10 protein-coding genes are annotated in these 14,485 nt (G+C 58.5%); 6 read left to right on the plus strand and 4 right to left on the minus strand.

Translation table 11 applies throughout. The features are described 5' to 3' along the window. Window positions 1-120 precede the first annotated feature (120 nt). Together ABJM03_RS03105 and ABJM03_RS03110 are read right to left on the minus strand one after the other, a co-directional pair. Complete coding sequence (locus ABJM03_RS03105; RefSeq protein ID WP_348415426.1) at window positions 121-1,173, minus strand: ParB/RepB/Spo0J family partition protein; 1,053 nt, start codon at window positions 1,171-1,173, stop codon at window positions 121-123. Between the two features lie 6 nt (window positions 1,174-1,179). Beyond that, window positions 1,180-2,574, minus strand: a complete 1,395-nt coding sequence (locus ABJM03_RS03110; RefSeq protein ID WP_348415427.1) for an AAA family ATPase — start codon at window positions 2,572-2,574, stop codon at window positions 1,180-1,182. A gap of 486 nt (window positions 2,575-3,060) precedes the next feature. Here ABJM03_RS03110 and ABJM03_RS03115 point away from each other — a divergent pair, with 486 nt between their 5' ends. Then, window positions 3,061-4,236 (plus strand): replication initiation protein, encoded by a 1,176-nt coding sequence (locus tag ABJM03_RS03115; protein ID WP_348415428.1) that lies wholly within the window; start codon window positions 3,061-3,063, stop codon window positions 4,234-4,236. 10 nt (window positions 4,237-4,246) lie between these two features. On the opposite strand, the gene ABJM03_RS03120 is transcribed toward ABJM03_RS03115, so the two are convergent. Next, entirely contained in the window at window positions 4,247-4,882 is a 636-nt protein-coding gene (locus ABJM03_RS03120) for an exopolysaccharide biosynthesis protein (protein WP_348415429.1), read from the minus strand. Between the two features lie 275 nt (window positions 4,883-5,157). Here ABJM03_RS03120 and ABJM03_RS03125 point away from each other — a divergent pair, with 275 nt between their 5' ends. From ABJM03_RS03125 to mdoH, 3 genes are all read left to right on the plus strand, one after another. Then, entirely contained in the window at window positions 5,158-6,792 is a 1,635-nt protein-coding gene (locus tag ABJM03_RS03125) for a glucan biosynthesis protein (RefSeq protein WP_348415431.1), read from the plus strand. Window positions 6,793-6,880: 88 nt separating this feature from the next. Continuing rightward, window positions 6,881-8,455 carry a glucan biosynthesis protein G gene (locus tag ABJM03_RS03130; protein ID WP_348415433.1) on the plus strand — a complete coding sequence of 525 codons (1,575 nt, stop codon included), beginning with the start codon at window positions 6,881-6,883 and terminating at the stop codon, window positions 8,453-8,455. Beyond that, window positions 8,452-10,539, plus strand: a complete 2,088-nt coding sequence (mdoH, locus tag ABJM03_RS03135; RefSeq protein ID WP_348415435.1) for a glucans biosynthesis glucosyltransferase MdoH — start codon at window positions 8,452-8,454, stop codon at window positions 10,537-10,539. Before ABJM03_RS03130 ends, mdoH begins: the two co-directional genes overlap by 4 nt. Window positions 10,540-10,551: 12 nt before the next feature. Here the strand turns inward: mdoH and ABJM03_RS03140 are convergent, their stop codons facing one another. Beyond that, the gene (locus ABJM03_RS03140) at window positions 10,552-11,433 is read right to left on the minus strand and encodes a LysR substrate-binding domain-containing protein (RefSeq protein ID WP_348415437.1); all 882 of its coding nucleotides are present in this window, start codon (window positions 11,431-11,433) and stop codon (window positions 10,552-10,554) included. Window positions 11,434-11,614: 181 nt separating this feature from the next. On the opposite strand from ABJM03_RS03140, the gene ABJM03_RS03145 reads away from it, so the two are divergent. Next, window positions 11,615-13,273, plus strand: coding sequence for a GMC family oxidoreductase N-terminal domain-containing protein (locus ABJM03_RS03145; RefSeq protein WP_348415439.1), 1,659 nt, complete (start codon window positions 11,615-11,617; stop codon window positions 13,271-13,273). Beyond that, window positions 13,263-14,471, plus strand: a complete 1,209-nt coding sequence (locus tag ABJM03_RS03150) for a mandelate racemase/muconate lactonizing enzyme family protein (protein ID WP_348415441.1) — start codon at window positions 13,263-13,265, stop codon at window positions 14,469-14,471. Before ABJM03_RS03145 ends, ABJM03_RS03150 begins: the two co-directional genes overlap by 11 nt. The last annotated feature ends 14 nt before the right edge of the window (window positions 14,472-14,485 follow it).

The raw sequence follows: 14,485 nt of genomic DNA on the forward strand, positions 1-14,485 counted from the left end.
GGTCGCAAGCTCACAAAAACTGCGCGCGGGCCCTATTCTGGCCCGCGCACCCCCTATGTGGAAGTTGTCAAGGATAATTAGACACCATAACTTCATAAAGCACTGAATACATTCACAAAACTACAACGCTTCACGCAATAGTTCGATCGCTTTTTCAAGATCGGCATCCTTGATCGTCCCGTCCAGTTGGATCACGACCCCCTGCCCTTTTCGGCCCCATGCGATACGCGTGCCGCGTCCGGTCTTTACCGACTCCATCTGCGTTTTGGGGCGGCCGCCACGGTCCTTGCTGTCCGTTGGCGGCTTGGCTGCGAGACGCTCCAGCACCTGCTCGACCACGGCCCATTCATCGGCAGCATCCGCAGGCTCTGCAGTGGCAAGCGCATCACGCAACGCATCCCCTGCCCCGTCACGCAACCCCGCCGCCAGCGTCAGCCCCTGCTTTTCCTTCAACGCCAAAGGAAAGCTCAGGACATCGCCCAGCCCTTCGAACACTTTGGCAAATGAACGGATCTTGGACCGCTTTGCCTTGGAGGCAAAAGCAAACAATTGCGCGGTGGCTTCCTCGACGTCTTTGTAGATACCATTCTGCGCAGCCAGCACCGCAATGCGCCCGCGCTCGAACTGGGTCAGGTCCGCCCTGATTTCGTTTTCCTCGACCATTGCTTCCATGCTGGCCGACGCCGAGACCGCAGGCCGCACCAAGGCTTCGATCACGCCTGCCGCCTGCCCCGGCTGGCCGCGCAATTCGCTCACCGCGCGGAACCGGCGGTAGCCCGAAATCAGCCCATAGCGCGGCTGCCCCTCTACGGGTTCCAGCTCGCAAACCTCGATGGGCATACGCAGCCCGTTGGCAAGGATCGCGGCCTTCAGCTCTGCAAAATCATCAGTGTTCAGTTCCATCCGGTCGCGGGTCAAAAGCGAGGGATCAACCGCGTCAATCGGGATCAGCCGCGCCACCAGACCATGTGCCTCTGCGGCGCGGTGTTTATCCAGCTCGGCCAATTTGGCACGCGTGACCGGATCAATAACATTTACATTCATAGCGTTCTCCGCTGCCACTTGGGCAATCGGCGCCATCCCCGGATTGGGAGAGGTTTCGCGGCGAAACTCCTCTTCGATCTGGTTGAGGTGTTCGACGCTTGGCGCGGTGAGCTTACGACGTTTAGCCATGATATCTTACTCCTGTGCTGCCGCGTCGGGCGTTGCGTTCATTTGCAGGTCACGCCACCAGCAACCCAATATGATTTCTTTCACCTCGCCCCATGTGCGGTCGAATGTCTCGCGGCCCCGCACATAGGTGTCGCGGTTAAATTCACGGTAATCGGCCTCATAAATCCCGCTGACCTGCTCACCGGCCTGCCCGACCATAGCGGTAAAATCCTGCCGGTAGGTGGTCATAAAGTCGCCAAAATAGGCCTGCATCACATTGGCAAGATCGGTCTGCTGTGCCGGATCAAAACGGGTGATCATGGCGCGCACGGCGTCCCATTCAAACCGGACTTCCTCTAATCCCGCCCCCGCGCGGGTCATATTCTCGCCGTCCTCGATGCTGGCAAATGTGGAATAGAGCATGTCAAAAAACCGCCCCGTCGAATCGAACTCAAGGAAGGACGCGCCAAGCGGCACCAGCAGGATATCTGCCGCAGCCAAAGCATTGATCGTGAGATAGCCAAGGGCAGGGGGCGTATCGAGAAAGATCAGATCGTATTTATCCAACAGCCCTCCATCCTCCAGAAACCCGCCAAGCGCATCCCAAAGCGGCCAAGACCGCAATTGCATCCGCCATACGGGGACCTGAAACTCGGCCCAATAAAGGTTCAATTGCGCGCCAATCAGATCAATATTGGGCCAGTGGGTTTTCTGGATCACGTCATCCGCGGTTACTTCGGCTGCCGCTTGCAGCGTTTCGTCCAGAGGTTTCGTCGCGAAACCTCCCGCAGCCAACACGCTGTTTTCAGCGGCCAGATGCCCCGCGAAGTGTTTAGCAATCAGCGGAAAGGCCGTTTCCCATTCGTCCTTGACCGTGCCGCCCATGATCGAAGTCATCGACCCTTGGCTGTCCAGATCAATCACCAGCACCTTGTACCCATCCAACGCGGCGCTCATCGCGAGATGCGCACAGGTCGAGGTTTTACCAACGCCGCCTTTAAAGTTCGCCACGGCTAGCACTTTGGCGGGCAACCCTTCGGGGCGGTAGGGCAGGTATTCGCGGTCCGCGGCCCCTTCGGCGGCGAAATGCTGTCTCAGCTGTAACACTTCTTCGAGGGTGAACCATTTCGACCCCCCCTCGCCAGAGCCTTGGGGCAGGTCGGGGTGTTGTTTCAGCACGCGGCGGAAATGGGCCGGGGCAAGTGGGATAAGGTATTTACAGATTTCCCACGTCGAGAATTTACGCAGGTGCTTTTTCCCGTCGGGGGAATAGCCGCGCCGCGCGAGATCATCGCGGCCTTTCGCTGCAAAATTCGCGGCTTTTGCAAATCGCGCTGTGGTAACAGGATCGGCCAGACGACTTGCTGCTTTTTCCGGGTCGATGTTGTAATAAGGGGGAAGGGGGGTGTCCTTGCTCGCCATGTGTTTGCCTCACTATGTTCGTTGTTTTCTGCAATATCACAGAAATCTTCTCACATCACCATCCTCTTGTTGTGGTTTCGCCGCGAAACCTGATAATTAAAAAAGAAGACAACACAGAGTTTGTTTTCTTTATCTATCTTTAGATAGTATAGCCTACATTTCCCCACATAAATACAGTACCTTAGACCACTTTGGGGACCTGAATTCAGGGTGAAGGGTACCCGATTGCAGGATCAAGGGAACCCAAACACAGGATAAAGGACTCCGATTCGCGGGAAAGGAGGCACCCGAATCCGGGTAGAGCCTATTATTAACGGATTAGAGCCTAGTTGGTCGCGATGCCTCGAACAAGGCCGTGAAACGCTCCCGTATTTGGGTCCCTTTAATCCATGAGCGGCGGCGCAAAGCAATGGCGCTATAGGAACCCACGCGCGGCTTTACGGCGGGTCCCCATTGGGGTAAGGTGGTGAAAAAAAGAGCAGTGCCATGAACGCAGATGACAACACCAGATTGACGGGGGCGTTGCGCCGACCGTCCGTGAAAAAGAATGTCGCGGCAATCCATGTCTCGGGGAAGCTGACGCTATTGCAGCGCAAGCTGTCGAATGTGCTGTTGCTCAACGCTTATGACACGCTGATATCGCGCAGCACCCACCGCATTGATGCGCGCACATTGTGCATGATGATCGGCTACAACTCCAACGATACCGAGTCGCTCAAGGCGTCTTTGCGCGGCTTGGCCGAGACGGTGGCCGAATGGGATATGCTGGATGAAAAAGGACGGCAGGAGTGGGGTGTCTCGGCGCTGCTGTCGTTTGCCAAGCTAAAGGATGGCGTGTGCGAATATGCCTATTCCCCCGCGCTGGCGGAAAAGCTGCACGATCCCAAAGTATTTGCGCTGATCAATCTCAATATCCAACGCCAGTTTACCGGCGGCCATGCGCTGGCGCTTTATGAAAACTGTTTCCGCTTTATCGGGACAGGCTCGACCGGTTGGTGGCCGCTCGAGACATTCCGCCGCCTGATGGGCGTTGACGGATCGGAGTATTACGAGAGTTACAAGCATCTCAACGCCAAGATCATCAAACCTGCGGTGGCAGAGGTGAACAAGGTTTCGGACATCATGATCACACCCGAGATCCGCAAAGAGGGCAGGGCGGTCAGCCATATCCGCCTGTTGATCAAACGTAATCCGCAGCTGTCTATACTTGATATCGATGACGGAGCAGGGCTGCGCAAGGGCGAGGTCTATGCTGCGCTGCGCGCGTTGGGGGTGAGTGACCGGCTGGCCCGCCAGTGGCTGACGCAGCATGGTGAGGATTACGTCAGCGAAAAGCTGGCCTATGTGTCCGAACGCGGTGAGGTGAAAAGCCCCGTCAGCTATCTGCGCCGCGCCATCGACGAGGATTTCACCAAGGTTGGTGCACAGCCCGCTGTGCCGGAAACCGATCGGGCCAAACGGCTCAAGGCAGTGCAAGAGGCGGTTGCGTCCCGCTCTCCCACGCGGCGCGACGCGGATCGCGCCCTGTTCCGCAGTCGCCTGTCCGACCCTGTTCTGATTGCCGACTTTGATCGCCATGGCTGGATGTCGGCGCTCAACAGTAAAACAATCGTCGCCTTTTGGGCGGATCTTGAGCCGGGGCTTTTTGAAGTCAGTGAATGAGCAGGCGGTTTCAGCTGGCTGAAAAGATCAGGAAGGCCAATGCGCCGTAGGGCACAAAACCCAGCAGGATAAACAAGCCGTCGCGGGCCAGCATCCCAAGCGATAGCAATGTAATCGCCATACCGATCAGGGTGGATGAAAACGGGACCAGCTCGAACAGGGGCATCACCAATCCGGAGGCGGCGCACAGGATTTGCGGAATAAAGATCGGGGGCCTGTGCATAAAAATGGTGAGCCGTTCGCAGGTGTGCCGATCAAGCCAGACCATCACAGGCCGGATACGGGCAAGCGCGGCCCTGATACGCGCACCGCTGGCCTTGCGGCGCAGCATCCACTTGGGCAGCCACAAATGTTCGCGTCTGAGCAACATCTGGATCGAGACCAGAAAAATCAGGATGCCCATCAAGGAGGAAAACAAAGGAATGCCGCTGAGTGGTGTGACAAGCGCGACCGAGGGCATCAGAAGCAGAGTGGTAAAACTGGCCTGTCCGATAGCTTCAACAAGACTGCCCAATTGGACTTCGTCCGACTGAACCTGCGCAGAAATATCATCCATGAGCTTGGCCAATGTGTCGGGCCGGTCCTGCATAACGATTTCTCGCAAATTGTTGATCAATATGTCTGACATAGTGAAGTAGTCTGCCATTCGCCATGCTCCAAGTGCCGGCTTTCGCCTTATGCGGATTTTTTCGCTATGCGGGCCGGTGATCGGGGAGGGCGGCGGGTTTATGCCGTCGGCGATAAGAAAATGGGCGGAATATAGTGTTGTTTGTCTGTGATTTGGGCAAATTGACGCCCGCAAACAGCTGGGTAACAACTTTACCTTGATAGTGGTCGACTGCTTTCTAGATAGCCGACCTATAGTAATTAACGATCCATGCGCAGCGCATCGGTGATAAGACAGACAGGAGTTCGCGCATCATGACGCTTAAGCCACCTTTTCCTCACATGGGTCGTAATCGGGATAAAGCCGCGGATGCCGGACGGGGCGGTCGCCTGAATAGGCGCAGTGTTCTGCAAGGGTCTGCCGCGCTGGCAGCGACCTTGGCGGCAAGTGGCGCGGTGGCGCAACAGGCGCGGATGGGTCCCGCCGAGGCGATGAGTTTCGAGGACGTCATCGCGAAAGCAAGGTATATGTCCCAAAACGCCTTTGTACCGCCAGCCAACCCCGCGCCCGAGCTCATCGAAAAGGTGGATTATAACGCGCATTGGAAAATCCGTTTCCGCAACGAAGAAAGCCTGTATCCCGGCGCTGCGGATTCTGCTGTGCAACTGTTCCACCCGGGCCGCTATTTCCCCGAACCGGTGACCATCCATGTGCGTGGTGCGGACGGGACCGCGCGGGAGGTTCTGTTTAACGAAGACATTTTCTCCATGCCCGCAGACAGCCCTGCACATGACCTGCCCGAGGGCTATGGCTTTGCCGGGTTTCGGGTGATGCGGCCGGATATGAAACCGGATTGGGTTTCCTTCCTTGGGGCGTCTTATTTCCGCACCGACGGGCCAGAGCATCAATATGGCCTGTCTGCGCGCGGTATTGCTGTGGATACCGGATTGGACCGGCCCGAAGAATTCCCGCGGTTTACCACATTCTGGCTGGGGCCTTCGGAATCGGATGTCGAGGATATCAGCGTTTGGGCGTTGCTGGATGGTCCGTCGATCACGGGTGCCTACCGTTTCGGCCTGAAACGCGATCTGACCGGCGAGGACGGGCATGTCACCCGCATCAGCGCGCATTTGTTTGCGCGCAAGGATATCGAACGGCTGGGTGTGGCACCTTTGACGAGCATGTATTGGTATTCCGAACGCGACCGTACCATCGGCAAGGATTGGCGCCCCGAGATTCACGACAGTGACGGTCTGGCCATGCGGACCGGTTCGGGTGAGCATATCTGGCGGCCGCTCAACAATCCTGCGGGCGTGTCCACGGCCAGCTTTATGGATGAAAACCCCAAGGGGTTCGGCCTGATCCAGCGGGATCGCGATTTTGGGCATTATCAGGATGACGGCGTATTTTATAACCGCCGCCCCTCTGCGTGGATCAAGCCGATGGGCGACTGGGGACGCGGTGTGGTGCAATTGGTGGAAATCCCCACCGAAGATGAAACATTCGACAACATCGTGGCATATTGGGTGCCCGAGAAACCTGTCAAACGGGGGGATAGCCTGACGTTTGATTATGATATCGAATGGCGCGCGCGTGACCCTGAAACCCTTGCGGTTGCCTCGGTGGTGGCCACGCGGCAAGGGCAGGGGGGTATCCCGGGCAACCCGATCCCGCAGGGGGTGGGCAAGATGGTGATTGACTTTGAAGGGCCTGCGCTTAATGACCTCGACAACGAAAGCGGCGTGGTGCCGATGGTCGAAGCAACCAACGGAAAAGTTGTAGAACCTGTAGGGGCTTATAAAATTGTGGGAACCAATCGTTGGCGTCTTGCATTTGACTTTGAACAACAAGGAACCGGACCTGTGAGTCTGCGCGCGTTTCTAAGACAGGGTGATAAGGCCCTGACCGAAACATGGTTGGCAGATGCCTGGGTGGGCGTAAGAGGATGACAGTGATGATTTTGCAACCCGGTGTGCAGTCCGCATTTGATCTGGACGGCTATGCGGCACGTGTGGTTTGCCGATGAAGCAGCCTATGATGTCCCGTCGTGCGTTTACCGCGCTTACTTTTGCGGGTTTGATGCCGGCGCTTTCGCCTTTGCGGGCGGCTGCGCAGGATGCGCCTTTGATAAATTTTGACAGCCTATTGGTGCCCACCACTGGGGCGTCGGGCAGTTTTGACAGCGTTGTGCAATTGGCCCGCACCAAGTCGCAAAGCGAGGCAAACCTCCCCGAGGGGGAATTGTCGGGCGTGTTCGACGGGCTGAACTATGATGCTTACCGCGCCATTCGCAGCAAACAGGTGCCGTTGAAGGCACAGGGCGACAGGCTTGCGTTTGATCCGATGCCTCCCGGTGTGATCTATCAGGATCCGGTCAATATTGCAGTGATCGAGGGCGAGGAGACATTTGATCTGCGGTTTGATCCGTCGATTTTTACCTTTGATCCCGCCTATTTCGATCAGGAAGAAGTCTCCGAGATGCAGCAAAACCCGCCCGAAGAGGGGATCGGGTATTCCGGCTTTCGCATGCGCGGGCCGTTCAACCGGCCTGATGTGCTGGATGAATTTGTGGTGTTTCAGGGGGCCAGCTATTTCCGCGGTGTGGCGCGGGGGTTGTTGTATGGTTTGTCCGCTCGCGGGCTTGCGGTGCGCACGGCCTCTGGCGATGGTGAGGAATTCCCGCGCTTTACCAATTTCTGGATCGAAGTGCCCGACCCCGGCGCGCAGATGGTTGTTGTGCGGGCCTTGCTGGACACGCCGTCCTGCACAGGGGCGTTCGAATTCGAAATTTCGCCCGGAGACACGACCGTCATGCAGACCCGTTGCCGGCTGTTCCCGCGCCGCGAGATTGACCAGATCGGGATCGCGCCGCTGACGTCGATGTATTTCTTTGGCCCGTCCAGCCGTGCAGGCCGTGACGATTTCCGCGATGCGGTGCATGACAGTTCAGGATTGCAGATGATCACGGGCAGCGGCAGGCGCCTTTGGCGGTCGCTTTCCAATCCGCCGACATTGCAGATTTCCGCGTTCAGCGATCAAAATCCCAAAGGTTTCGGCCTGACCCAGCGACAGCGGGATTTCGACTATTACCAGGACGCCGAGGCGCGTTATGAAAAACGCCCCAGTGGCTGGGTCGAGCCGGTCGGCGATTGGGGGCCGGGTGCGGTCATCCTGATCGAGATTCCGGTCTCGGACGAGTTCAACGATAATATCGTAGCCTTCTGGCGCCCCCGTGAGCCGCTGGTCCCGTCTGATGAAGGTTATGAATATAACTACCGCCTGCATTGGTGCAGCGAGCCACCTGACACTGCGCCGATCGGGCGTGTGACGGCCTTCCGGTCGGGGGCCTATATCAATGACACCGATAAGCGGGCGGTCGTGGTGGATTTTGCAAAAGACGAAGCATGGGCCGAGGGTATCACCGTCAAGGCGCGGGCAAACGGCACCGAGGTGGCGAATGTGGTGAAGACGGTTTTGCCCGATGGCAAGACCATCCGCGCCTTCATGCAATTCGATCCCAGCGCGTCCCGTCTGACCGAATTTGAGCTGACATTGATGGGGCCCAACGGACCGGAGTCGGAAAGTTGGGTGTATAGGCTTGTTGCTGAATGAATAGTCCAATCGGGTCGATAGCGTCGGTGGGGCCCACACCGCAATCCGCGCCTCTTGATATGCCGACGCAGGATTTGACTGCGCCGGCACCGCGCAGTCAAATAGCCCAATCGCCGCTGGTTTATCTGGCGCGGTTTGTCGCCTTTGGCGGGGCTGCGGCGATAACGGTTTACGGTTTCGTCGAGATGAACCTTGTGTTCAGCAATGAATCCTCGACTGTTTTGCAGACATTGTTGCTGGTGCTGTTCACCATCACTTTCGGCTGGATCGCGCTATCGGCAACACAGGCGTTTGCCGCGGCATTTGCCACCCGCGCCCCGAAGGATGCAGATGAGGCCCCGCTGACCACGCGCACGGCCATCATTATGCCGGTCTATAACGAAAATCCGGCAGCCACCTGTGCGGCGCTTCAGGCGATGGCCGAGGATATTACCGCCAAAGGTGAGAATGACGCCTTCGAGATATTCATTCTATCCGACACGACCAATCCCGACGTCTGGACGCAAGAGACAGCCTGTTTCATCCATTTGCGCGATACATTGGCGGGAAAAATGTCTGTCTGGTATCGCCGCCGCGCCAAAAACATCGGGCGCAAGGCAGGCAATCTGCGCGACTTTATCGAAGGGTGGGGCGGGCGTTATGACCACATGCTGGTGCTGGATGCCGACAGTCTGATGAGCGCGGATACGATTGTCACGCTGACCCGCCGGATGCAGGCAAACCCGCGTTTGGGTATCTTGCAGACGGTGCCGGTTTTGATGGGCGGCACGACCTTGTTTGCACGTATCCAGCAATTCGCAGGACGGGTTTATGGCCCGATCATCGCGCGGGGTGTATCCGCGTGGCAGGGGCGCGACGGGAACTATTGGGGTCATAACGCCATCATCCGCGTGCCCGCCTTTGCCGCCTGCTGTGGTATGCCCGAACTGCCCGGCCGGATGCCGTTTGGCGGCCATGTGATGAGCCATGATTTTGTCGAAGCCGCGTTGATCCGCAAAGGCGGGTTCGAAGTGCGCATGGATACCGACCTTGGCGGTAGCTGGGAAGGGTCGCCGCAATCGCTGCTGGACCTTGCGGCACGCGACAGACGCTGGGCGCAGGGGAACTTGCAACACGCCAAACTGGTCGGCACGCGGGGGCTGACGTGGTCCAACCGTGCGCATTTCCTGATCGGCATCGGTTCTTATCTGATGTCGACGCTTTGGCTGGCCATGCTTTTGGTGGGTGGCATGCTGACCGTGCAAAGTTTGATGCATGAACAAAGCTATTTTGACGATGTGCTACAGCTGTTCCCTCAGTGGCCGGTGTTTGACTCGGTGCGGATGACATGGCTGTTTGCCTTGTCGATGGGGATGCTGTTTCTGCCCAAGGTGACGGGCGTGATCCGTGCCATTCTGGTTCCCAAAGTGCGCAGGTCTTTCGGGGGTGTTCGCTTTATTCTGGGGGGCGCGCTGCTCGAGATTTTGCTATCGGCCTTGTTGGCGCCGATCTTGATGTTCTTTCAGGTGCAGCAGCTTTTTGAAATCCTAAGCGGTCGTGACAGCGGTTGGGCCGCGCAAAGCCGCGATGCAAGTGATATGCCCTGGGCCAAAGCCTTGGGGAGTCATTGGAAGCAGATGGTTGTGGGTTTGGCTGCTTTGGTGGCTGTGCTGATCTTTGTGCCGAACCAGATTTACTGGCTTGCGCCGGTGCTGATCGGGCTGGTCCTTGCGCCTGCTGTGTCGCGCTATACCGCGCGCATCTATAAGGACCGGTTTACCGGTTTGCTGTCTATCCCCGAAGACATCGCACCGCCTGAAGTGTCACGACGCACGGATGATTTGCAGACGGAATATGCCAAACTGGCGATCAGCCCGGTGCGGGTACTGACGGATCTGCATGATGCCGATACCCATGTGGCCAGCCTGCCGGCACCTTCGGTTCTGGCGGTGGGCACTGTCAATCTGGATGCGGCGACTGCGCGGGCCAAGCTTGAGCTGGCGAAATCTGCGGATCAGGGCATTGGCTGGTTGACCAAATCAGAGCTGACGGCCTTGCTGTCGGATGCGGATCTTTTGATGCATTTTGCCAAAAAATTCTCCTAGGCCGCTTTGGGCCTAGGCGGGGATTTGGCCGATCAGCCAATCGCGGAAAATCCTGATTTCCTCGCTGACGTGGGTATCGTCGCGCATGACCATGTAATAGGCCTCGCGCATGGGCAGGCGGTATTCAAAGGGCGACACCAGACTGCCGCGCTCGACGAAGGGTTGGGTAAAGCTTTCGTTGATCAATGCGGTGCCAAAACCGGCGGCGATGCTTTGAATGGCGATCAGCGATGAATCAGCCGCCAGCCAGACAGGCGGTTCGGGCAGGTTCAATGTGTAGATATCCGACAGCCGCCGCCATTCCACTTCCGAGCCGAGGATCGTCACCAGACCGCTACCCAGCAAATCCTGAATGCGCGGGGATGGCCCGAAACTGCTTAGGTGGTCGGGGTGGCAGACGATTGTGGCTACTTCGTCGCGCAGCTTCCACATTTCGGTCTCATCCCAATGGCCGGTGCCATAGCGGATATCGACATCAATGGGTTCATCTTCCATCCGGTCCGACCAGACAGCGGTCGAGAGGGAAATCTCGATTTCGGGATGTAGATCGTGAAAAGCCTTGAGGCGCGGCGCAAGGACCAGTGTTGCGTAGCTGATCGAGGCGCGGATGCGGACCTTGCGTTTGCGGCGCACAGTAAACAACCCTTCGGTCGCGGTTTGCATTTCGGTAAATGATTTGCGCACGGGCAGGGCATAGGCCTGACCCATGCCGGTCAATTCCACGCCGCGGGGCAGGCGGCGGAACAAGGGCGTGCCCAGATGTTGCTCTAACAGGCGGATTTGCTGGCTGACGGCGGCGGGGGTCAGGTTCAGCTCATGGGCCGCGTCGGAAAAGCTGCTGTGGCGCGCGGCGGCTTCGAACGCTCGTAGCCATGTTACATGGGGCAGTCGCATGGGGCACCTATCGCTTTGCCTGCGCTACACAACGGCGCAATCGTCTGAATGTAGGCCGAAAGTAACGCGAAGGTGAAGCGCCAAAGCGTTAACCGGAACCGACCCAATGACGCCAAAGCGATTGTTTGTCGGAGGTAGGGCGTTGCGATCATATATGCAGCTTACGGAGGAAGGTTATGCGATGGCCCACGCTCAATATGATTACATTATTGTAGGGGCCGGATCGGCGGGCTGTGCTGTGGTCGAGCGGTTGACCCGCGACGGCAAATCGCGGGTTTTGTTGATCGAGGCGGGCGGTTCTGACCGGCGGTTCTGGATCAAGGTTCCCATCGGTTATGGCGTGAACTTTATGAACAAATCCTTGAATTGGAACGACCACGCAGAGCCGGATGCGGGGTTGGGGGGGCGTGTGGCCTATTGGCCGCGTGGTAAGGTGATCGGGGGCTCAAGCTCGATCAATGCGATGGCCTATATGCGCGGCCTGCCGGTTGATTTTGACGGATGGGCGGATGCGGGCGCTACAGGCTGGTCATGGGATGCGGTGCGCCCGGCCTATGAGCGGATGGAGCGCCATCTGGAACGGGGCGCAGGCGGTGCTGTTCTCCAGCGCGGCGAGGGATTGCTGAGCGTGAGCGACCTGAGCGATCAGATGCATGAATTCTCGGGGCGCTTTTTTGACGCGGCGCGTGAATGCGGCTGGGACATTTGTGATGACCTGAGCGCTGCAACACGAGAAGCGGTTGGCCATTACCGTAGCACGGTGCGGGGCGGTTTGCGCTGTTCGTCGGCAGATGCGTTTTTGACGCCGTCCCGAGGGCGGGCCAATCTGGATGTTGTGACCCATGCGCTGGTCGAGAAGATCACGTTTGACGGGGCGCGGGCTGTGGGCCTGCGCTACCGTTTGGGGGAACAGACGGTTGATGTCGCCGCAAGCTGCGAGGTGATCCTATGCGCAGGGGCGATCAATTCGCCCAAGCTGTTGCAGTTGTCGGGGATCGGACCCCAAGCGCTTTTGCGGGAGATGGGCATTGAGGTGCGGCATGACCTGTCGCAGGTGGGGCAGGGGCTTCAGGATCATCTGGCGATTTCGCATCTGTTCCGCGCCACGGTGCCGACGCTTAACAATACGCTGGGGCGGTTGGTGCCGCGGGTATTGGCGGGGGCGCGTTATCTGCTGACGCGGCGGGGGCCTTTGGCGGTGCCGGTCAATCAGGTGGGCGGCTATGTCAAAAGCACAGCAGACAGCGTAGCGCCGGACATGCAGATTTACTGCAACCCGCTATCCTATCACATCGGGCCGGACGGGTTACCTGTGCCGGACCGCGAACCGGGCTATCTGTTGAGTGCGCAGCTGTGCCGTCCTGACAGCCGCGGGGAAATCGCGATCCGTTCGGCCGATCCGCTGGATGCACCGGTGATCCGCGCCAATTCATTGGCCACGCAACACGACCGTGACGGCGCGCAGCGTGCGATGGCGGTGATTGACCGGCTGGCGGCGGCTCCGGCGTTGCGCGATGTTACGCGCCACCGTCTGTTGCCTGATCCTGCCGTGACCGGACCCGAGGCGCTGATGGATGATTTCCGCGCCCGTGCGGGCACTGTATTCCATCCTACCAGCACTTGCCGGATGGGGAAAACCGTGCAGGATTCTGTTTTGGACAGCCGGTTAAGGGTGCACGGGGTGGCAGGTTTGCGGGTGGTGGATGCCTCTGCTTTTCCGTCTGTTCCCTCGGGCAACACAAATGCACCGGTGATGATGCTGGCCACGCGCGCCGCCGAGATGATCCTTGAGGATGTGGCCTGCGGGAATAATGGAAGGGGTTTGGTCCATGCGACTTGAGACCATCGAGACATTCGTTTTTGGTAACCCGCCGCCACGTCATGGCGGGCGTTATTTCATCTTTGTGAGGCTCAAAACCGCCTGCGGGATTACCGGCGTGGGCGAGATTTACAACGCGACCTTTGGGCCTGATCTGGTCACGGCCATGGCGCGCGAAATGTTCGAGCGCCAGTTCGAGGGCGCGGACCCGCACCACATTGAGCGCCTGTGGCGGCAAAGCTATGGCGCGGGGTTTACCCAGCGGCCGGATGTGACCGTGATGGGGGTGCTGAGCGGGCTTGAGATGGCCTGTTGGGATATCATCGGCAAAGCCGCCGATCAGCCCGTGTATCAATTGCTGGGCGGTAAGGTGCACGACCGTTTACGCAGCTACACCTATCTTTATCCGCCGCAGGGGGACGTCTATCCCGAACCGGGCGCGCCCAGTGTGTATGATGATCCCGATCTCGCAGCCGAGGTCGCGGTGCAGATGGTCGAGAAGGGGTTCACGGCCGTAAAATTCGACCCTGCAGGCCCTTATAGTGTCTATGACGGGCACCAGCCGCGGCTTGAGGATCTCACCCTGTCGGAGCTGTTTTGCAAGCGTATCCGCGAGGCGGTGGGCGACCGTGCGGACCTGTTGTTCGGGACGCATGGGCAGTTCACGGTTTCGGGCGCAAAGCGCATGGCACGGCGGCTTGAGGCCTATGATCCGCTGTGGTTCGAGGAGCCGACCACGCCGGAAAACCCCGCCGATATGGCCGAAATCGCGCGGTTTACCTCTATCCCTGTTGCGGCTGGGGAACGGCTTTGTACCAAGCATGAATTTGCCCGCGTGCTAGAGACAGGCGCGGCCTCGATCTTGCAGCTTAACCTTGGCCGCGTGGGTGGATTGTTAGAGGCGAAAAAGATCGCCGGTATGGCCGAAACCCGTCAGGCGCAAATCGCGCCGCATCTGTATTGCGGACCGGTGGTTGCCGCCGCCAATATCCAGATCGCGACCTGTAGTCCGAATTTCCTGATCCTTGAAAGCATCGGCACATTTGACGGGCCGTATATGTCCTGCCTCAAGACCGACATTACTTGGGAGGATGGCTATGTCATTCCGCCCACCGCGCCGGGCCTTGGGGTTGAGCTTGACGATGCGGCCATCGCGGCCTCCCCCTACACCGGCACCGAGCTGCACCTGACCATGGCACAGCAGCCTGTCACCCCCTGAAAAGACGTAAGGAC

The organism is Sulfitobacter sp. (genome assembly GCF_039977885.1).
Classification (GTDB): domain Bacteria; phylum Pseudomonadota; class Alphaproteobacteria; order Rhodobacterales; family Rhodobacteraceae; genus Sulfitobacter.

Coding starts and splice junctions, on each gene's coding strand:
- ABJM03_RS03105 (WP_348415426.1), bottom strand. CDS start 1,173: ATGGCTAAACGTCGTAAGCTCACCGCGCCAAGCGTCGAACACCTCAAC.
- ABJM03_RS03110 (WP_348415427.1), bottom strand. CDS start 2,574: ATGGCGAGCAAGGACACCCCCCTTCCCCCTTATTACAACATCGACCCG.
- ABJM03_RS03115 (WP_348415428.1), top strand. CDS start 3,061: ATGAACGCAGATGACAACACCAGATTGACGGGGGCGTTGCGCCGACCG.
- ABJM03_RS03120 (WP_348415429.1), bottom strand. CDS start 4,882: ATGGCAGACTACTTCACTATGTCAGACATATTGATCAACAATTTGCGA.
- ABJM03_RS03125 (WP_348415431.1), top strand. CDS start 5,158: ATGACGCTTAAGCCACCTTTTCCTCACATGGGTCGTAATCGGGATAAA.
- ABJM03_RS03130 (WP_348415433.1), top strand. CDS start 6,881: ATGTCCCGTCGTGCGTTTACCGCGCTTACTTTTGCGGGTTTGATGCCG.
- mdoH (WP_348415435.1), top strand. CDS start 8,452: ATGAATAGTCCAATCGGGTCGATAGCGTCGGTGGGGCCCACACCGCAA.
- ABJM03_RS03140 (WP_348415437.1), bottom strand. CDS start 11,433: ATGCGACTGCCCCATGTAACATGGCTACGAGCGTTCGAAGCCGCCGCG.
- ABJM03_RS03145 (WP_348415439.1), top strand. CDS start 11,615: ATGGCCCACGCTCAATATGATTACATTATTGTAGGGGCCGGATCGGCG.
- ABJM03_RS03150 (WP_348415441.1), top strand. CDS start 13,263: ATGCGACTTGAGACCATCGAGACATTCGTTTTTGGTAACCCGCCGCCA.